Source organism: Mesorhizobium humile (assembly GCF_033977215.1).
GTDB classification, from domain to species: Bacteria; Pseudomonadota; Alphaproteobacteria; order Rhizobiales; family Rhizobiaceae; genus Mesorhizobium; species Mesorhizobium humile.
In genome coordinates this window covers 1-17,338 of the sequence record NZ_JAVIIV010000005.1, presented here as the reverse complement: position 1 = coordinate 17,338, position 17,338 = coordinate 1, and the positions used below count along the sequence as shown (strand labels likewise).

At 63.4% G+C, this 17,338-nt stretch carries 19 protein-coding genes; 11 read left to right on the top strand and 8 right to left on the bottom strand.

Features of this window, described 5'->3' with window-relative positions; genetic code table 11:
* Positions 1 to 10: 10 nt before the first annotated feature.
* The 5 genes from RFM52_RS09975 to hemF all read right to left on the bottom strand — a co-directional run bounded on the left by RFM52_RS09975 (position 11) and on the right by hemF (position 3,778).
* A complete protein-coding gene (locus RFM52_RS09975; RefSeq protein WP_320293359.1) occupies positions 11 to 991 on the bottom strand; it encodes a S8 family serine peptidase in 981 nt (326 codons plus the stop codon).
* 81 nt (positions 992 to 1,072) lie between these two features.
* Entirely contained in the window at positions 1,073 to 1,651 is a 579-nt protein-coding gene (locus RFM52_RS09970) for a hypothetical protein (protein ID WP_320293360.1), read from the bottom strand.
* Between the two features lie 267 nt (positions 1,652 to 1,918).
* The gene (locus tag RFM52_RS09965; protein ID WP_008877709.1) at positions 1,919 to 2,104 is read right to left on the bottom strand and encodes a DUF1059 domain-containing protein; all 186 of its coding nucleotides are present in this window, start codon (positions 2,102 to 2,104) and stop codon (positions 1,919 to 1,921) included.
* 241 nt (positions 2,105 to 2,345) lie between these two features.
* Positions 2,346 to 2,606 carry a DUF1344 domain-containing protein gene (locus RFM52_RS09960; protein ID WP_320293361.1) on the bottom strand — a complete coding sequence of 87 codons (261 nt, stop codon included), beginning with the start codon at positions 2,604 to 2,606 and terminating at the stop codon, positions 2,346 to 2,348.
* A gap of 257 nt (positions 2,607 to 2,863) precedes the next feature.
* Positions 2,864 to 3,778 carry an oxygen-dependent coproporphyrinogen oxidase gene (gene hemF, locus RFM52_RS09955; protein WP_320293362.1) on the bottom strand — a complete coding sequence of 305 codons (915 nt, stop codon included), beginning with the start codon at positions 3,776 to 3,778 and terminating at the stop codon, positions 2,864 to 2,866.
* A 120-nt stretch (positions 3,779 to 3,898) separates the two neighbouring features.
* On the opposite strand from hemF, the gene RFM52_RS09950 reads away from it, so the two are divergent.
* The gene (locus RFM52_RS09950) at positions 3,899 to 4,156 is read left to right on the top strand and encodes a hypothetical protein (protein ID WP_320293363.1); all 258 of its coding nucleotides are present in this window, start codon (positions 3,899 to 3,901) and stop codon (positions 4,154 to 4,156) included.
* Between the two features lie 3 nt (positions 4,157 to 4,159).
* Here RFM52_RS09950 and soxR read toward each other — a convergent pair whose 3' ends face one another.
* Positions 4,160 to 4,603, bottom strand: coding sequence for a redox-sensitive transcriptional activator SoxR (gene soxR / locus RFM52_RS09945; protein WP_320293364.1), 444 nt, complete (start codon positions 4,601 to 4,603; stop codon positions 4,160 to 4,162).
* A gap of 147 nt (positions 4,604 to 4,750) precedes the next feature.
* Positions 4,751 to 5,209: a tRNA (cytidine(34)-2'-O)-methyltransferase gene (locus RFM52_RS09940; RefSeq protein WP_320293365.1), complete on the bottom strand. Its 459-nt coding sequence runs from the start codon at positions 5,207 to 5,209 to the stop codon at positions 4,751 to 4,753.
* Between the two features lie 416 nt (positions 5,210 to 5,625).
* On the opposite strand from RFM52_RS09940, the gene RFM52_RS09935 reads away from it, so the two are divergent.
* The 5 genes from RFM52_RS09935 to RFM52_RS09915 all read left to right on the top strand — a co-directional run bounded on the left by RFM52_RS09935 (position 5,626) and on the right by RFM52_RS09915 (position 12,254).
* Positions 5,626 to 6,099 carry a hypothetical protein gene (locus RFM52_RS09935; protein WP_320293366.1) on the top strand — a complete coding sequence of 158 codons (474 nt, stop codon included), beginning with the start codon at positions 5,626 to 5,628 and terminating at the stop codon, positions 6,097 to 6,099.
* Positions 6,100 to 6,125: 26 nt separating this feature from the next.
* A complete protein-coding gene (locus tag RFM52_RS09930; RefSeq protein ID WP_320293367.1) occupies positions 6,126 to 8,006 on the top strand; it encodes an ABC transporter ATP-binding protein in 1,881 nt (626 codons plus the stop codon).
* A gap of 154 nt (positions 8,007 to 8,160) precedes the next feature.
* Complete coding sequence (locus RFM52_RS09925) at positions 8,161 to 10,053, top strand: ABC transporter ATP-binding protein (RefSeq protein WP_320293368.1); 1,893 nt, start codon at positions 8,161 to 8,163, stop codon at positions 10,051 to 10,053.
* The gene (locus RFM52_RS09920; protein WP_320293369.1) at positions 10,050 to 11,933 is read left to right on the top strand and encodes an ABC transporter ATP-binding protein; all 1,884 of its coding nucleotides are present in this window, start codon (positions 10,050 to 10,052) and stop codon (positions 11,931 to 11,933) included. The genes RFM52_RS09925 and RFM52_RS09920 overlap by 4 nt, the downstream gene beginning before the upstream one ends.
* Positions 11,934 to 11,942: 9 nt before the next feature.
* The gene (locus RFM52_RS09915; protein WP_320293370.1) at positions 11,943 to 12,254 is read left to right on the top strand and encodes a DUF6665 family protein; all 312 of its coding nucleotides are present in this window, start codon (positions 11,943 to 11,945) and stop codon (positions 12,252 to 12,254) included.
* Positions 12,255 to 12,259: 5 nt separating this feature from the next.
* Here the strand turns inward: RFM52_RS09915 and RFM52_RS09910 are convergent, their stop codons facing one another.
* Entirely contained in the window at positions 12,260 to 12,604 is a 345-nt protein-coding gene (locus RFM52_RS09910) for a cupin domain-containing protein (protein WP_320293767.1), read from the bottom strand.
* Between the two features lie 312 nt (positions 12,605 to 12,916).
* Here RFM52_RS09910 and petA point away from each other — a divergent pair, with 312 nt between their 5' ends.
* The 5 genes from petA (at position 12,917) to RFM52_RS09885 (ending at position 17,257) form a co-directional block, all read left to right on the top strand.
* Positions 12,917 to 13,477 carry a ubiquinol-cytochrome c reductase iron-sulfur subunit gene (gene petA, locus RFM52_RS09905; protein ID WP_042647595.1) on the top strand — a complete coding sequence of 187 codons (561 nt, stop codon included), beginning with the start codon at positions 12,917 to 12,919 and terminating at the stop codon, positions 13,475 to 13,477.
* Positions 13,478 to 13,493: 16 nt separating this feature from the next.
* Complete coding sequence (locus RFM52_RS09900; protein ID WP_320293371.1) at positions 13,494 to 14,795, top strand: cytochrome b; 1,302 nt, start codon at positions 13,494 to 13,496, stop codon at positions 14,793 to 14,795.
* Positions 14,796 to 14,822: 27 nt separating this feature from the next.
* Positions 14,823 to 15,680: a cytochrome c1 gene (locus RFM52_RS09895; protein ID WP_320293372.1), complete on the top strand. Its 858-nt coding sequence runs from the start codon at positions 14,823 to 14,825 to the stop codon at positions 15,678 to 15,680.
* A gap of 140 nt (positions 15,681 to 15,820) precedes the next feature.
* Complete coding sequence (locus RFM52_RS09890; RefSeq protein WP_320293373.1) at positions 15,821 to 16,516, top strand: acid phosphatase; 696 nt, start codon at positions 15,821 to 15,823, stop codon at positions 16,514 to 16,516.
* A 195-nt stretch (positions 16,517 to 16,711) separates the two neighbouring features.
* Positions 16,712 to 17,257 carry an adenine phosphoribosyltransferase gene (locus RFM52_RS09885; protein ID WP_320293374.1) on the top strand — a complete coding sequence of 182 codons (546 nt, stop codon included), beginning with the start codon at positions 16,712 to 16,714 and terminating at the stop codon, positions 17,255 to 17,257.
* The last annotated feature ends 81 nt before the right edge of the window (positions 17,258 to 17,338 follow it).

The following is a 17,338-nucleotide window of genomic DNA, read 5'->3' as shown; positions in this document are numbered from 1 at the left end:
CCGGTGCCGGTCAACGTATCGCGACGGGAGCCAGGGCGCGCGACAGACTTGCCTCGCCCTTGCCGTAGACGGACGGGTTGTAATTGACCAGCGTGTCGGTGCGGGCCGTGTTGAGCAGGTCGTTGGTGATCTGGACCGGCGTTGCGTTGGTGAACTTGCTGCCGATGATCGCGGCATAGCCTGAGATGATCGGCGCGGCGAAGGACGTTCCATAAAGACCGGTCTTGTCGCCCTCGACGCCGACCACCAGGAAGTGGCTCTGCACGAGCGGGTTGGAACCGGCATAGTCGGAGTACCAGGCGAGCTGAGCCTTGTTGGCCGTCGTGCCGTTCGTCGACAGCGCGCCGACGAAGATCGCCGTCGATTTGCCGATCAAGGCGAGGTCGAGGTAGTCCTGCTGCCCGCCCGTGACGCCACCGACGGCGACCGCGTCGTTGCCGGCGGCCTTCGAGACGATGGCTGAGCCTTTGGTTGCATAATAGATGATCGACGCCTCTTCCGGAGCCCAGCCGATCTGGTTCACGCCGTAGCCCGCGGTGGCGTACATGCCGTAGCTGAGGTTGAGAACGTTGCGGCCGGCGGCCAGCGGGACGGCCGTGCCCGTCGAGAAATCCTTGGAGCGGATGGTCGCCGCGGGAGCGATCATGCTTGCCTCCTCGCGCGTCCATTCACCGTGCCGCTGGGTCTGCACGCCGAGGCCGAAATTGCCGGAAAAGCGCGACGAGCTGCTGAAGTCGTCGACCATGGTGATGGTGACGCCCTTGCCCTTGTAGCCGGCTGCCCACGCGGCGCCGACATCGGGGCTCATCCAGCTCTGTACGGCTTGCGTCGTGCGCGCGACCGGGATCGTTGCGCTTACGCAGATCGACCCGCCGCCATGGCAGAGCGCAGCCATTTCGTCCGGGCTGAGAGCTTCCTGCGCCAATGCCATCGGCGCCGAAAGGATGGCCAAGGCAGCGGCGAGGCCGAACTTCAAGGACTTAACCGACATGTTCATTCTCCAGTCAGACAGAAGCAGGACGGGCGATCGTGGGTTTCGGGACAAGATGATTTCATTTGGCAGCCCCTCCGATCAGAAAGTGAGACGGTAGTTCAGCCAGAGACGCATGGTCTCGGGCCTGGCGCTGACCAGGTACTTCAGCGTTTCCTCAGGCGCGGTCTCGCCCGCCGCCAGCCGGCAGTTGACGCTGTAGGTTCCGAACGCGCCGTAGTCGGCCTCGCAAGGCTTTTCAGTCAGGTTGCCGCCGATGGTGGTGGTGACCGACAGGGACAGGGTGCTGTTGGGATTCGGATGGGTCTGGGTGAGAAATCCGAGCTTGAGGCTCGGCTCGATACGATATTTCTCGGCTTGCTCTCCGGTGCCGAACCCCCAGAGAAAGCCGGTGTCGGGCGTGATCTGAGTGAGGAAGTCGACATGCATGTCGACCCAGCTCGCGTGATACCAACGGCTGAAGGAGACCCAGCTTCCGCTCTGCAGCTCATAGCCGCCGTTGCCGAGACCCCTGGCCTTGTCGCTGAGCGAAGAACCCTGATGGACATCGACGAGCGAGGTGGTCCATTCCTGCGCGGTTGCAGCGGACGCAAAGAGGGACACGCACGCCAGGAGCACCGCCGTGCAGAGACCGCCTCGGATGTTGGACCGCTCGCGCATGCGCGAAGCACCTCGCCCCACCATTCCGGACAGCGCCTTGATGGCGAAGGGCTCCTCGGGCAGCCGCCTCTGGCCGGATCATGCGCGGGAGAATCGCACGCAGACCGTTACCGCCAAGTTATCTAAGCTGTTACGAATATAAGAATTCGCTGGAATTGTGCATAAACAGTGCCTTGGCCAGCGATCGGAGGATCGCCGACGAAGAAGGCGGGATGCGCCGCCGGCCTTGCCGGCCGGTGACGTCTGGAAGTCTGCGATCTGGCCCGGTCAGGCGGCGTCGCGAACCTTCTGGATGCGCGAGCGGATCGCCTCGATCATGGTCTCGCGAATGACGGTCTCGCCATGCGTCTCGCGCATATGCTCGACGGCGCGGCGCATGACTTCGGCTTCCTCGTCGGCGCGCGTGTGCCAGTCACAGCCGGGAACCAGCGATCCGCATTGGAATTCCTTCATGACTCTTCCTTTCCTAGCGCGAGGTGGTTCGACCTTGGCCGGCCGCCCCTGATTTTTTGTCTTGGCAGTCCGGGAGGGAGACGGCGGCGCGCCTCTTCCGGTTGCTCTGCCGGACTACCATAACACGCGTCGGACGGTTCGGTTGCATCGAAAGTCCCCAGTCCCGGAATGGAAAGGAAAGGCGGAGCGCTATGCCCCGCCTTTTCCTGCTGCCTGAGAACTGGACCTTCAGAGCAAGGTCTTACTTCATGATCTTGACGGCCTCGGCGATCTTGTTCTTGCCGCTCGTGTCCCAGGATACGCGGACCTTCTCGCCGACCTGAACGCCTGGATCCTTGAAGGCCTTGGACAGGGTGAATGTCGACCCATCGTCCAGAACAAGGCTCATGGCCGTTCCGTCAAAGCTCTTGACGGTGCCGGTGGTGTGCTTGACCGCCGCGAACGCGGCGCCGCCGGAGGCGAGAAGGGCGGCGGCTGCCGCCGTCACGATAAGCTTGCGCATGGCATGCTCTCCTGGAAATAGGGGCGCCCGTTTGGGGAGGCCCCCTTCTGGTCAGGGTCGTCAAGTCGCGTCGGGTCACGGCCAGCGGAGACAGGTGATCTCCGCTTCGACCGCCGGCGCTTCCCGACCCGACGATCTTAAATAGCTCAATTTTTTCAAATGGATATTAGACGAAAAAGATATCGTCCCTGCCACATTGCCCGCCAAGATTCGGCGAATGGGACAGCAATGCGGCCATGGCCGAGTTCACCGCATCGTTACGGCCATTTTACCTCGGGCGGCAGGCTGGACAGGATCGAGGCGACATTGCCGCCGGTCTTCAGGCCGAAGATGGTGCCGCGATCGTGAAGCAAGTTGAATTCGACGTAGCGGCCGCGCCGGATCAGCTGTTCGTCGCGCTCGCCATCGGTCCAGTCCCTGTCGAAGTTGCCCCGCACCAGATGGGCATAGACGACGAGGAAGGAGCGTCCGACATCCTGGACGAAATTGAGATCGGCGTTCCAGCCGCCCTTGTCCTCGTCCGAATGCAGCCAGTCGAAGAAGATGCCGCCGATGCCGCGCGGCTCGTTGCGGTGCGGCAGGAAAAAATACTCGTCGCACCAGGCCTTGAATTTGGGATAGTCGGCGACGGCGCCGTTCTTCTCGCAGGCGAACTGCATGGCGCGGTGGAAGGCAATCGTGTCGGGATCGTCCTGGGTGCGGCGGCGGTCGAGCACCGGCGTCAGATCGGCGCCGCCACCGAACCACTGGCGCGTGGTGACGACCATGCGCGTGTTCATGTGCACGGCCGGCACGTTGGGGTTCCAGGGGTGGGCGATCAATGAAATGCCGCTCGCCCAGAAGCGCGGGTCTTCCTCGGCCCCGGGAATCTGCCTCCTGAACTCGGGCGAGAATTCGCCATAGACGGTCGAGGTGTGCACGCCGACCTTCTCGAAGACGCGCCCGCGCATCATCGACATCGTGCCGCCGCCGCCGCGGCCTTCGTCGCGCTCCCAGGGGGTCTTCTCGAAACGGCCGGGCGACCATGACGCTTGCGGACCGGTGAGTTCCTGCTCGATCTGCTCGAAGGTGGCGCAGATGCGCTCGCGCAAGGCCTCGAACCAGAGGCGGGCCTTCATCTTCTTCTGCTCGATATCGGCCGGCAGGCCCACCGGAAGGTCAGGTCTTTCCAATTCGGTCTCCAGTCACAGGCTTATTGCCTGACAAATGACTCGTTTTTTTCGCCCGCGATCCCTAATCTCTTGAGGGCAAGGGTCAAGTCCTGTCTGATCCAGGTGCAAAGGAGTTCCTTCGTGCGCACCCCGGCAAGACCGCCGCTGGATGGCTTGAAGAAGAGGCTGGAACGTTCGCGGGCGGAGCGCGCGGGCCAGTCGCGAGACGGATTCCTGCGTGAGACCTTCGTGCTGCCGCGCCCGGATGCGCGCCTCAAGGCGAAGGAGTGGTTCGAGCGCTTTCCGAAGCAGGCCTACTGGACCGAGATCGAAAGCTGGTTCGAACGTCCAGGCGACGTGATCGAGTTCACCATGCGGCGGCTGCCGGCGGCCGACTAGGCATCAATTCACCACCAGCCGCCTCGCACCTGTACCCTCCCGGGCCAAGCGGTCTTCCTTATTCCTCAGCGGACACTTGTCGATCGACATGCAGCCGCAGCCGATGCAATCGGTCAGGCCGTCGCGCAATTTCTTGAGCTGGCTGATCTTATGATCGAGCCCGTCGCGCCAACCCGTTGAAAGCAGGTTCCAGTCCTCGCGGGTCGGGGTGCGGCCCTCGGGCAGGGATTGGAACGCAGCGGCGATGTCGGCGAGCGAGATGCCGACTTCCTGGGCGACGCGGATGATCGCCACGCGCCGCAGCACGTCCCGGCCGTAGCGCCGCTGGTTGCCCGAAGTGCGATGGCTGCGGATCAGGCCGCGCGCCTCGTAAAAATGCAGCGCCGATACCGCCACGCCGCTGCGCACGGCCACCTGGCCGACCGTCAATTCCCTTACCGGAGCCATTCTCAAATTCTCGCTTGACCTAAAGTTAAGTTGAGCTTGTAGCCAAGAAATGTCGATAGGGCAATTGAGGAGAAGGCGATGTGCGCCTGGGCAAGAATGATTGCGGACGGGAAGCCCGTCCGAGACAGCGAGGAAGCGCAGCAGATCCTAGCCGAGCTGGCGAAGCGCTTCGCCGGCGACCATGGCGACCGACAGCGCGACATTGATGCTGCGCGCTCCCGGCCGCATCGGGATGGTCAGTCGCGCGTCGGCCGCCTGGTGGACTTCTTCCGTCACGCCGGCGGATTCGCGGCCGAACAGGAGAATGTCTCCGGCGGCAAAGGCGAAGTCCGTATAGGCGCTGGTGGTCTTGGTGGTGAGCAGCACAAGGCGGCGCGCATGCGCCTTTCGCCATTCCTCGAAGGCGTGCCAGTCGGCATGGCGGGAAAGCGCCGCCATTTCGAGGTAGTCCATGCCGGCCCGTTTCAGCGCCCGGTCGGAGAGCGGGAAGCCGGCCGGCTCGATGATGTCGACACCGATGTCGAGGCAGGCGGCGAAGCGCAGGATTGTCCCGGTGTTGCCGGCGATATCCGGCTGGTAGAGCGCGATGCGGAGACGATCGTTCATTTCCGCATCCTGCTAATAAGTGGCAGATCGGCCACAGGCGCCTCCGGCCTTCGGCGATTTCTGGACTGGCGGGTGGCCATTTTCTGCGAAGTCGAGTATATGCCCACCATCGTCAACCCGAACCGAATGGAGGGGAACACATGATGACCATGCACATCCAGCTCCCATCCGGGGCTCACGTATGCCCACCGGCGGTTTCGGTACGACGATTCTTCTGACACTTTAAGTCCTCATCGCACCGATTCCCGCCGAACCCAGTTTTCGGCCTTCGAAGGAATCTTGCGATGTTTTTCAAACTGCCAAAGGGGCGCCGCGCCCCCGCTGAACGTGTCAAGACCGATGCTTGCCGTCGTGTCGGGGCCGACGCTCGTCGTCTGGTCCCGGCCGATTCGACCCGCGCTTTCGGCCGAATGCCAGTGGTCGAGGCCGCATCACCCTTTTTAACGCATTTGCATATGGAGGACGGACCAATGTTCGATCCCTACAAGATACCGGGGTCAAGAAGCCTGCACGAGCGCAAGGTGGCCACCTGGGCGCTGCTGATCGGCGAGACCTACTCGTCGGCGGTGCATGCCGAGGAACGGCGCAGGCCGCATCGCGGCATGCTGCCGGACGTCGATTTCTCGCGCGCGGTGCCCGACCACAGCCGGCCCACGCTGGTGCGCCGGATCATCCGTTTGATCCGGCCAGGCGACAGGAACCGGGCAGGTTCCGGCCTTTCGTCCGGAAGTTCGGGGCCGTTAGGATCGTCAAACGAGCCTGTCGGCGAAATGACGGAGAAACCCTATATTGCGCGAAGCAGGGCCGGTGACGCGGATGATTCCGTATCGCCGGCCCGCAGCAGTGCCGCGCGGCCGCAAAGCCTTGCCCATCAATCCCGCGCCGCGTGAGCGCATAGATAAATCGAGTGCCTGGAATGTTCCGCTGGTTTGAAAACAGGCTCGATCCGTTCCCCGCCGCGGAGCCGGTCGAGCCGCCGAAGACGCTGGTCGCTTTCTGCGTGCATTATACGCGTGGCGCCTGGCCTTATATCCTTATCGATGCAGCGCTGGTGACGGCGATCGCCGTCGCCGAAGTGTGGATGTTCGGCTTCATGGGCCGTATCGTCGACTGGCTGTCCGGGCAGAACCGCGAAACCTTCCTGCAGACCGAGAGCTGGAAGCTCGCCGGCATGGCCTTCGTCGTGCTGTTTGCGCTGCCGGGCACGGTATGGCTGCATTCGCTGCTCAACCAGCAGACGCTGATGGGCAACTATCCCATGCGCATCCGCTGGCAGGTGCATCGCTATCTCTTGAAGCAGTCAATGTCGTTTTATCAGGACGAGTTCGCCGGCCGCATCGCCACCAAGCTGATGCAGACGGCACTCGCCGTGCGCGAATGCGTCATCAAGCTGATCGACGTCCTCAACTACGTCATCGTCTATTTCCTCGGCATGCTGTTCATCGTCGGCTCGGCGGATTTGCGGCTGGCGGCGCCACTTGCCGTCTGGCTGGTCGGCTATATCGGGCTGCTGCGTTATTTCATTCCCCGGCTGGGCAAGGTCGGCGAGGAGCAGGCCAATGCGCGCTCGACCATGACCGGCCGCGTCGTCGACAGTTACACCAACATCCAGACGGTGAAGCTGTTTTCCCATGCGCGCCGCGAAGCCACTTTCGCCAGGGAAGGCATGGCCGGCTTCCTCGAGACGGTCTATCGCTCGATGCGGCTGGTCACGGTGCTTTACGGCCTGCTCTACATCCTCAACGCGCTGCTCCTGTTCTCGGTCACCGCGCTGTCGCTGTGGCTGTGGCTCGGCCAGGCTGTCACGATCGGCGCCGTCGCCGTGGTCATCGGCCTGGTGTTGCGCATGTGGGGCATGTCGCAGTGGATCATGTGGGAGATGTCGGGCCTGTTCGAGAATATCGGCACAGTGCAGGACGGTATCCAGTCGATTTCGCTGCCGCGCCTGGTCGAGGATAGGCCGGGTGCGAAGGACATCGCCGTCAGCCAGGGTGAAATCCGCTTCGAGGACATACGCTTCCACTATGGCAAGCAGAAGGGCGTCATCGAGAACCTGTCGCTCACCGTGAAGCCCGGCGAGAAGGTCGGCATTGTCGGCCGCTCGGGCGCCGGCAAATCGACGCTGGTCAATTTGTTGCTGCGCTTCTACGACCTGGAAAGCGGCAAGATCCTCGTCGACGGCCAGGAGATCGCTTCGGTGAAGCAGGATTCGCTGCGCGCGCAGATCGGCATGGTGACGCAGGACACCTCGCTGCTGCACCGCTCCGTGCGCGAAAACATCCTCTATGGCCGCCCGGATGCGACAGATGAGATGCTCATCGAGGCGACGGGGCGCGCCGAGGCGCTGGACTTTATCGGCGGGCTCATCGATGCCAACGGCCGCACGGGATTCGATGCTCATGTCGGTGACCGCGGCGTCAAACTGTCCGGTGGTCAGCGGCAGCGCGTCGCGATCGCGCGTGTGATGCTGAAGGACGCGCCGATCCTCATCCTCGACGAGGCGACATCCGCGCTCGATTCGGAAGCCGAGGCGGCGATCCAGGAAAACCTCTACCGGCTCATGCAGGGCAAGACCGTCATTGCCATCGCCCATCGGCTGTCGACCATCGCGGCGATGGATCGGCTCGTCGTCATGGACAAGGGCCGCATCATCGAGGAAGGCTCGCATGAGGAGCTCGTCGCCAAGGGCGGCCTCTATGCCCAGCTCTGGCAGCGTCAGTCGGGCGGCTTCCTGCTCGATGAAGCGCCAGCCGAGGTCGATGCCAAGGCGCCGGAATCGGAGATGGCAGCGGAGTAACGCGATCGCGATTTGCATCAAGGTTGCGACGATTGCCGGGAATCGATCCCGGGCGTAACCACGACCTGGTCAGAGGGCTTGCCTCGACCTGGTCAGAGGCCTGCCGGCGACCCCGATCGGGTGCCGGCGGGTTTTCGGCATCCATGAGAGAAAAATGCTCGACCGCATCTTCACCTGGTTCGAAAGCCGTTATTCGCCGGTGGCGCTGGCCGACGACAGGCAGCCGCCAATGGGGCTTTGGCGGTTCTACTGGTATTTCATAAGGCAGTTTCGCGCCGCCTATTGGCTGCGCATGAGCATCGTTGCCGTCGCGGCGATAGTAGACGCGATGCTGCCGATTTTCGTCGGCCTGATCGTCGGCCTGCTCTCCAGCACCAAGCCAGGCGATTTCTTCGCGGCGCATGGGCCGCTGCTCGTCATGATGGCGATTGTCGTGCTGCTGCGTCCGCTGTCGATGGTCGTCGACGGGCTCATCCGCAACCACGCCATCGCGCCGAACCTCATCGACCTCATCCGCTGGCAAAGCCATTGGCATGTCGTGCGCCAGGACTGGTCGTTCTTCCAGAACGACTTTGCCGGCCGCATTGGAACCAAGGTCATGCAAAGCGGCGATTCGGTGGAGATGAGCGTCAACCTCACCGTGGATGCCGTCTGGTACGCGCTGGTCTTCGTTGCGGTCGCCATCGTTGTGCTGGCGCGGCTCGACCCACTTCTCCTGGCGGTGGTGGCGGTGTGGCTGGTGTTCTATTGCCTGATCTTCTGCCTGGCGATGCCGAGGATCACGCAACGCTCGTCCCAACTGTCGGAGCGGTGGTCGCAGGTGAGCGGCCGCATGGTCGACAGCTACACCAACATCCTGACGCTCAAGACATTTTCGACCGGCGAGCACGAGGACAAATATGTCTCGCAAGCGGTGGTCGAGCATGCCGACACGTTCTACCGGCTGATGCGTGTTTTCACGTTGATGTGGTCGGCCCTGTTCGTCCTCAACGCGACGCTGCTCATCGCCATAAGCTGGCTGGCGCTGGCCGGCTGGAACGCCGGCGCCATGACCACCGCGGCCGTGGCGACGGCGATACCGTTCGCGCTGCAGATCGCCAACATCTCCGGCAGGATCCTCGATGTCGGCGCCAACGTCTTCCGACAGATCGGCGTCGCCAGCAATTCGATGACGACGATCGCACGTCCCATCAGCATGCAGGACGATCCAGGCGCGCCAGCCCTTGTCGTCAGCGCCGGCGGCATCGAGTTCGACAGGGTGAACTTCAACTATTGGCGCAAGGACGGCAAAGGCGGCGTCATCGACAATTTGTCGCTGACGATCGCGCCGGGCGAGCGGGTCGGCCTGATCGGCCGTTCGGGAGCCGGCAAGTCGACGCTGGTCAATCTCGTGCTGCGGCTGTTCGACGTGCAAGACGGCAAGGTGCTGATCGACGGGCAGGACATCCGCAACGTCTCGCAGGAAAGCGTCCGCGCGGCGATCGGCTTCGTCAACCAGGACACCTCGCTGTTGCATCGATCCGTTCGCGAAAACCTCAAATATGGGCGCCAGTCCGCCAGCGACGAGGCCATGTTCAGCGCCGCCAAGGCCGCTCAGATCGACGATGTGATCGCGGCACTGACCGATCCGCATGGGCAGAGCGGCTATGAGGCGCTTGTCGGCGAGCGCGGCGTGAAGCTCTCCGGCGGCCAGCGGCAGCGCATCGCCATTGCCCGCGTCATGCTGAAGGACGCGCCGATCCTCATCCTCGACGAGGCCACGTCCGCGCTCGATTCGGAGGTGGAGGCCGCCATCCAGGAGAACCTCTACAAGCTCATGCAGGGCAAGACCGTCATCGCCATCGCCCACCGGCTGTCGACCATTGCGGCGATGGACCGGCTCGTCGTCATGGACAAGGGCCGCATCGTCGAGGAAGGCTCGCATGAGACCTTGATCGCCAAAGGCGGGCTCTACGCCCAGCTCTGGCGGCGCCAGTCGGGCGGGTTCCTGCTGGAGGAAAAGCAGGCGGCCGACAGTTTGGCGACGAAAGGCGAAGCCGCCGAATGATGCAAGCCGTCTATCGCTGGTTCGAGCGCTGGGTCTATCCGTTCCGGGAGCCGGCGAATCTTCGACCACCCGCCAGCGTCGGCGGCTTCCTGTGGCATTATGTCGGGCAGGCGAAGCTCGCCTTCTTCGCCATGCTGATCATCGGCGGCATCGCGCCGCTGGTCGAGGCCGGCCTGTTCTATTTCGTCGGCAGGCTGGTCGATATCCTCGATCAATTGCCCGGCGAACGCAGCTGGCACGCGCTTTGGGCCGCAGCCGGCCCAGAACTCATGTTCATGGGCGCGGTGGTGCTCGTCATCCGCACTGCCGTCGTCGGCCTTTCGGCGCTGGTCGACGAGCAGACGATCACGCCCGGATTCTACAATCTGGTGCGCTGGCAGGCGCACCGGCATGTCTCGCGTCAGTCCTACGCCTTCTTCCAGAACGATTTCGCCGGCCGCATCGCGACAAAAGTCTGGCAGGCCGGCCAGGCGACGGGCGACCTGATGGAGAGCTTCATCGAGGTCGTCTGGTTCATGATCGTCTACACGGTGACGACGCTGGCGCTTGTCGCGGGGCTGGATTTGCGGCTGGCAGTGATGGTCGTGGTGTGGATCGCCGCGTTCGGCTGGCTGGCCAAACTCTATCTGCCGGCGATCCGCAAGCATGCCGAGGCGACGGCCGAGGCGGGCTCGATGATCACCGGCCGCATCGTCGATTCCTATTCGAACGTCCAGACGCTGAAGCTGTTTTCGGCCGATGGCGACGACCGCTATATCCGCAACGGCTTCGACATCTATCTCGATGCGCTGCGGCCGTTCACGCGCCGGCTGACCGGCGTGCGCATGGCGCTGACCATGCTCTCCGGCGTCATGATCACTTCGATCGCCGCCTTCGCCATCTATCTGTGGGTCGAAGGTTCGATCACCGTCGGCGCCGTCGCCTTCACGCTGTCGCTGGTGCTCAGGTTGAACATGCTGCTGGGACGGTTGATGATGCAACTCAATGGCATTTTGAGGAATCTCGGCGTGCTGGAGAATTCCAAGGCGCTGATCTCGCAGCCTCTGGGTCTGACCGACGCGCCGGATGCCAAGGAACTGGTTGTCACAGGCGGCCGCATCGAGGTCAGCAACGTCACCTTCCATTACGGCAAGGGGCGAGGTGTGCTCGACGGCATCGATCTCGTCGTGCGTCCGGGCGAGAAGGTCGGGCTGGTCGGGCCGTCCGGAGCGGGCAAGACGACTTTGGCCAATCTGATCCTGCGCCTCTACGATCTGGAAGGTGGCCAGATCCTGATCGACGGTCAGGACATCGCGCAGGTGACGCAGAATTCGCTGCGCGGCAATATCGGCGTGGTCAGCCAGGACACCGCGCTTTTCCACCGCTCGCTGCGCGACAACATCAAGCTTGGCATGCCGGACGCCACCGACGCGCAAGTGATCGCCGCGGCGAAGAAGGCCGAGGCGCATGAGTTCATCCTGGGACTGCGCGACAATCGCGATCGCGCCGGCTACGAGGCCTATGTCGGCGAGCGCGGCGTGAAGCTCTCGGGCGGCCAGCGGCAGCGCGTCGCGATCGCGCGCGTCTTTCTCAAGGATGCGCCGATCTTGATCCTCGACGAGGCGACCTCGGCGCTCGATTCGGACATCGAGGCGGCGATCCAGGAAAATCTGACGCGTCTGATGGAAAGCAAGACCGTGATCGCGATCGCGCACCGGCTGTCGACGATCGCGGCGCTCGACCGGCTGGTGGTGCTCGACGGCGGCCGCATCGTCGAACAGGGCACGCATGACGAGCTGGTGGCGCTCGACGGGCTCTATGCGCGGCTCTGGAAACGACAGTCCGGCGGCTTCCTTTTCAACGAGGAAAGCGTGCTGGAAGAGACGCGACCGGCGGAGTAGAACGGCGCCATGTCGGTACGCATGCCCACGAATTTCGGACGGTCAGGCGCGCAGGAAAGCGCGCTCGACCTGCTCGGCCACGAAATCCTCGCCGAAAAAGCCGCCGCGCTCGGCCGCGCCGGCCAGCGCGTGGAGGAAACCCTTGCCAAGTTGCGCGAGGGCGGCGAGGGCGAGCATCGTAACCGACTGCTCAAGGAAGCGGCCGCGGCCGTTCACGCCTACTTCATCCAGCGCGAGCTTTGCGGCCTGCGCAAGCATGACGCCGTGATCCGCGAATACGATATCCCGAGGGCCGTGCTGGTCAGGCTGGGCGCCAGCTAAACCAGCTACTCCAGCCACTCGGTGATGAAGTGGCCGTTCTCGTGGATGTCGGTGCTTTCGAGCGGGCCGGGGCCGAGATTGGTGAATTTGTGCGGCGTGTCGGGCGGCACGATCAGGATCTGGCCGGCCGTGGCCTTGATTTCCTGATCGCCGATCGTGAACAGGCCGGTGCCGGCGCGGATGACGAAGATTTCCGCATAGGGGTGCTTGTGCAGTCGCGGACCGCCGCCGACCGTCGGCTGATAGTTGAAGATCAGGCAGGAATTGGCGCCGAACTGGCCGCATTGCAGCTCGCCCTTCCAGCGGTCGGAGACCTCGGCCCAGCTGTCGCGTTCAATGACATGCGCCATGGCCGGACAATAGACCGGGCCAGGAGCCGATGTCGAGGCGAACACCGGCCCGATTTCACCCGGGATTTCCCGCTGTTTCACCCTGTCCGGCGGCCAGGCGGGGATGCGCCGGCCACGGCCGCCGCGCATCCCCGCGACAATCTGCCCTTGTGCCTTCACCCGACTGGACAAAAACGGGCCGCACGCATAAACCGAAAATCCAAATGCCGGAGGAATTCGCTAGCCTGTTCGCCATGCGCTGTCGGGCAGGTGCGATTGAGCGGGGACAAGGCTCGGCCTCCGGTTAGGAAGAGGCGAAAGGATCAGGCACCCGTGAGCGCAACCGACATCCACGATCCCAACCGTCGCGATTTTCTCTATGTAGCCACCGGCATGGCCGCCGTTGTCGGCGCTGGAGCCGTCGCGTGGCCGTTCATCGACCAGATGCGTCCCGACGCCTCGACGCTGGCGCTGGCCTCGGTCGAGGTCGATGTCTCCTCGCTGCAGCCGGGCAGCTCGCTGATCGTCAAGTGGCGCGGCAAGCCGGTGGTGGTGCGCAACCGCACCGAAAAGGAAATGAAAGACGGCGAGGCCGTCAATCTCGCCGATCTCAAGGATCCGATCGCGCGCAATGCCAACCTGCCGTCCGACGCGCCGGCGACCGATGCCAACCGCACCACGCCCGGCAAGGAAGCCTGGATGGTGATGGTGCAGGTCTGCACCCATCTCGGCTGCATCCCGCTCGGCCAGGAAGGCGATTTCGGCGGCTGGTTCTGCCCGTGCCACGGTTCGCAATACGACACCGCCGGCCGCATCCGCAAAGGCCCGGCGCCGGAGAACATGGCGATCCCGGTATTCAAGTTCATTTCCGATACCAAGATCCTTATCGGTTGAGGCAGGGGATATTTCGATGAGCGAGGGACACTCGACCTATACGCCCAAGACCGGTATCGAGCGCTGGTTCGACGCCCGCATGCCGCTGCCGCGGCTGATCTATGACAGCTTCGTCGCCTATCCGGTGCCGCGCAACCTCAACTACATGTGGACGTTCGGCGGCATCCTGTCGATCATGCTGGTCTCGCAGATCCTGACCGGCATCGTGCTGGCCATGCACTACACGTCCGACACCACTCTCGCCTTCGATTCGGTCGAGAAGATCATGCGCGACGTGAATTCGGGCTGGCTGCTGCGCTACCTGCATGCCAACGGCGCCTCGTTCTTCTTCATCGCCGTTTACCTGCATATCTTCCGGGGCCTCTTCTACGGCTCCTACAAGGCGCCGCGCGAGCTCCTGTGGATCCTCGGCTGCATCATCTACCTCCTGATGATGGCGACCGGCTTCATGGGCTATGTGCTGCCCTGGGGCCAGATGAGCTTCTGGGGCGCCACCGTCATCACCGGCTTCTTCAGCGCCATCCCGCTGGTCGGCAACTGGATCCAGCAGCTGCTGCTCGGCGGCTTCGCCGTCGACGATCCGACGCTGAACCGCTTCTTCGCGCTGCACTACCTGCTGCCGTTCATGATCGCCGGCGTGGTGGTGTTGCACGTCTGGGCACTGCATGTCGTGGGCCAGTCGAATCCGACCGGCATCGAGGTCAAGTCGAAGACCGACACCGTGGCGTTCACGCCCTATGCGACCATCAAGGACGCGTTTGGCATGATCGTGTTCCTGTTCGTCTTTGCTTATTTCGTCTTCTACCTGCCGAATTATCTCGGCCATGCCGACAACTATATCGTCGCCAACCCGCTGAAGACGCCGGCCCACATCGTTCCGGAATGGTACTTCCTGCCGTTCTACGCGATCCTGCGCGCCATCACCTTCAACGTCGGGCCGATCAACTCCAAACTCGGCGGCGTGCTGTGCATGTTCGGCGCCATCGCCATGCTGTTCCTGGTGCCGTGGCTCGATACCTCCAAGGTGCGCTCGGCAGTGTACCGCCCGTGGTATAAGCTGTTCTTCTGGCTGTTCGTGGCCGACGCCATCCTGCTTGGCTGGCTTGGCTCGCAGCCGGCGGAAGGCGCTTATGTGTTCATGGCGCAGATGGCCACGCTCTTCTACTTCGCCTTCTTCCTGATCATCATGCCGGTGCTCGGCCTGATCGAGACGCCACGCAGGCTGCCGAACTCGATCACCGAGGCGGTGCTGGAGAAGAACAAAGGCGGCAGCGGGCATCCGGCGGGCGCTACGGCCGCACCACAGACCAAGGGTTGAGCGGTAGAGAATCTAAGGGGATTTGGCATGAAGAAGATTCTCACCTCGCTGGCGCTGATCGGCCTTGTGGCTGCCGGCACCGCGGCAATAGCCGCTGAAGAGGAACACAACGCGGCCGCGCCGACGCATTTCCCGATCAACGAGCCGAAGGAAATGAGCTGGAGCTTCACCGGCCCGTTCGGAACTTATGACAAGGCGCAGCTGCAGCGCGGCCTCAAGGTCTACAAGGAAGTCTGCTCGGCCTGTCATTCGATGAATCTGGTGGCGTTCCGCACGCTGTCGGACCTCGGCTATTCCGAGGCGCAGATCAAGTCGCTGGCCGCGACCTACACGATCCATGACGGCCCCAACGATGCTGGCGACATGTTCGATCGTCCCGGCAAGCCGTCGGACCATTTCCCGGCGCCGTTCCCGAATGTAGAGGCCGCGGCCTCCGCCAATGGCGGCGCCGCTCCGCCGGACATGTCGCTGCTCGCCAAGGCGCGCGGCGTCGAGCGCGGTTTTCCGCAGTTCGTCTTCGACATCTTCACTCAGTATGATGCGGGTGGCCCGGACTACATCCACTCGCTGCTGACCGGCTACGATCAGACGCCGCCCGCCGGCATGGTCATCCCGGAAGGCACGCACTACAATCCGTATTTCATGTCCGGCGTATCGCTGAAGATGCCGAAGCCGCTCTCCGACGGTCAGGTGACTTATGACGACGGCGCGCCGCAGACTGTCGATCAGTATTCTCGCGATGTGGCGAGCTTCCTGGCATGGGCGGCAGAGCCGCATATGGAGGACCGCAAGAAGACCGGCTTCCGCGTGCTGGCGTTCCTGCTGCTGTTCGGCGCATTGATCTACATGACCAAGCGCCGCGTGTGGGCCGACGTGGCGCACTGAGGCGCTATCGACCGCACGCAATGCAAGAAGGGCGCCGCAAGGCGCCCTTCTTGCATTTCGGCATGCGTAAACCGGACCATGTCACATGGCCGTCATCGCGGGCGGTGATCCTGCCTTGCCCTCATCAAAGGATCACACCCATGAGAAGATACGTCTCGCTCGCGGCCGGCTTCCTGCTGCTCGTCACTGGATACGCCGCCCATGCTGACGAAGCCCAGCCTTTCGTCACCAACAAGGACATCGACCTGACGATGATCCTGCCGCCGCCGCCAGCCAATGATTCGGCGGAAACCAAAGCCGAGCTCGGCGAGGTGCTGACGTTGCAGGTGACGCGCACGCCGGAAATGGAAAAGCGCGCCATCGCCGATGCCGAAGAGAATGTCTGGCGCTTCGCGGATGTCATGGGGCCGAAGTTCAACAAGGAAACGCTGCCGAAGTTCAGCGCCTTCTTCGATCGCGTCGTGGCGACCGAAGGCGCCGTCGTCGATCCGGCCAAGGATGTCTGGAAGCGTCCGCGCCCACATCAGCTCAGCGACCTGGTCAAGCCGGTCGTGAAGCTGTCGAACTCCGGTTCCTGGCCGTCGGGTCATGCGACGGTCGGCACCATGATGGGCATCATCCTCGCCGATATGGTTCCGGAAAAGCGCGCCGAGATCATGGCGCGTGCGGCCGAATTCGCCCATAACCGCGTGGTCGGCGGCATCCACTATCCGTCCGACATCGAGATGGGAAAGATTTCCGGCAGCGTCATCGCCGCGGTCCTGCTCAACCGCCCCGATTTCAAGGCCGAATACGAAGTGGCGCGCTCCGAGTTGCGCTCGGATCTCGGCATGTAGTCGCGGCGATCTCGTCTGCCTTTCGAAGGGCGCCTTCGCAGGCGCCCTTTTCATTATGGCCGAGGCCGTTCAGGGGCTGATCCTTTGCCGGATGTGCTTGTCTCTGGCGTAACATCGCGGTAGCCCTTGTCGGTCGCGTCGGGCAGCAATGGCCGACGCCGTCAAATCCGACAGCCGGACACGCGGAAAGCCTCGATGAAATCCTCCCTCGAAGACACGCTGCTTGCGGCCATCCGCACCATTCCGGATTACCCCAGGCCCGGCATCCTGTTTCGCGACATCACCACGCTGCTCGGCAATGCGCGCGCCTTTCGCCGCGCCATCGACGAGCTGGTGCATCCCTATGCCGGGCTGAAGATCGACAAGATCGCCGGCATCGAGGCGCGCGGCTTCATCCTGGGCGGCGCCGTGGCGCACCAGCTTTCGGCGGGCTTCGTGCCGATCCGCAAGAAGGGCAAGCTGCCTTATGAGACGGTGCGCGTGGCCTACAGCCTCGAATACGGGCTGGACGAGATGGAGATGCACAAGGACGGCGTCTCGCCGGGCGAGAAGGTGATCGTCGTCGACGACCTGATTGCCACCGGCGGCACGGCGGAAGCGGCGGTGAAGCTGCTCAGGCAGATCGGCGCCGACATCGTCGCGGCCTGCTTCGTCATCGACCTGCCGGACCTCGGCGGCCGCCAGAAGCTGGAAGCGCTCGACGTGCCGGTGAGGACGCTGATCGGGTATGAGGGGCATTGAGCAGGCCTGCCCTTCTCCCCTTGTGGGAGAAGGTGTCGCCGAAGGCGACGGATGAGGGGTGCTCCAGGGAAAGCCAGCGTC

Excerpts from the sequence above, each read along its gene's own strand:
- RFM52_RS09975 (WP_320293359.1), bottom strand. The coding sequence starts at position 991 with ATGTCGGTTAAGTCCTTGAAGTTCGGCCTCGCCGCTGCCTTGGCCATC.
- RFM52_RS09970 (WP_320293360.1), bottom strand. The coding sequence starts at position 1,651 with ATGCGCGAGCGGTCCAACATCCGAGGCGGTCTCTGCACGGCGGTGCTC.
- RFM52_RS09965 (WP_008877709.1), bottom strand. The coding sequence starts at position 2,104 with ATGAAGGAATTCCAATGCGGATCGCTGGTTCCCGGCTGTGACTGGCAC.
- RFM52_RS09960 (WP_320293361.1), bottom strand. The coding sequence starts at position 2,606 with ATGCGCAAGCTTATCGTGACGGCGGCAGCCGCCGCCCTTCTCGCCTCC.
- soxR (WP_320293364.1), bottom strand. The coding sequence starts at position 4,603 with ATGGCTCCGGTAAGGGAATTGACGGTCGGCCAGGTGGCCGTGCGCAGC.
- RFM52_RS09940 (WP_320293365.1), bottom strand. The coding sequence starts at position 5,209 with ATGAACGATCGTCTCCGCATCGCGCTCTACCAGCCGGATATCGCCGGC.
- RFM52_RS09930 (WP_320293367.1), top strand. The coding sequence starts at position 6,126 with ATGTTCCGCTGGTTTGAAAACAGGCTCGATCCGTTCCCCGCCGCGGAG.
- RFM52_RS09925 (WP_320293368.1), top strand. The coding sequence starts at position 8,161 with ATGCTCGACCGCATCTTCACCTGGTTCGAAAGCCGTTATTCGCCGGTG.
- RFM52_RS09920 (WP_320293369.1), top strand. The coding sequence starts at position 10,050 with ATGATGCAAGCCGTCTATCGCTGGTTCGAGCGCTGGGTCTATCCGTTC.
- RFM52_RS09915 (WP_320293370.1), top strand. The coding sequence starts at position 11,943 with ATGTCGGTACGCATGCCCACGAATTTCGGACGGTCAGGCGCGCAGGAA.
- RFM52_RS09910 (WP_320293767.1), bottom strand. The coding sequence starts at position 12,604 with ATGGCGCATGTCATTGAACGCGACAGCTGGGCCGAGGTCTCCGACCGC.
- RFM52_RS09900 (WP_320293371.1), top strand. The coding sequence starts at position 13,494 with ATGAGCGAGGGACACTCGACCTATACGCCCAAGACCGGTATCGAGCGC.
- RFM52_RS09895 (WP_320293372.1), top strand. The coding sequence starts at position 14,823 with ATGAAGAAGATTCTCACCTCGCTGGCGCTGATCGGCCTTGTGGCTGCC.
- RFM52_RS09890 (WP_320293373.1), top strand. The coding sequence starts at position 15,821 with ATGAGAAGATACGTCTCGCTCGCGGCCGGCTTCCTGCTGCTCGTCACT.
- RFM52_RS09885 (WP_320293374.1), top strand. The coding sequence starts at position 16,712 with ATGAAATCCTCCCTCGAAGACACGCTGCTTGCGGCCATCCGCACCATT.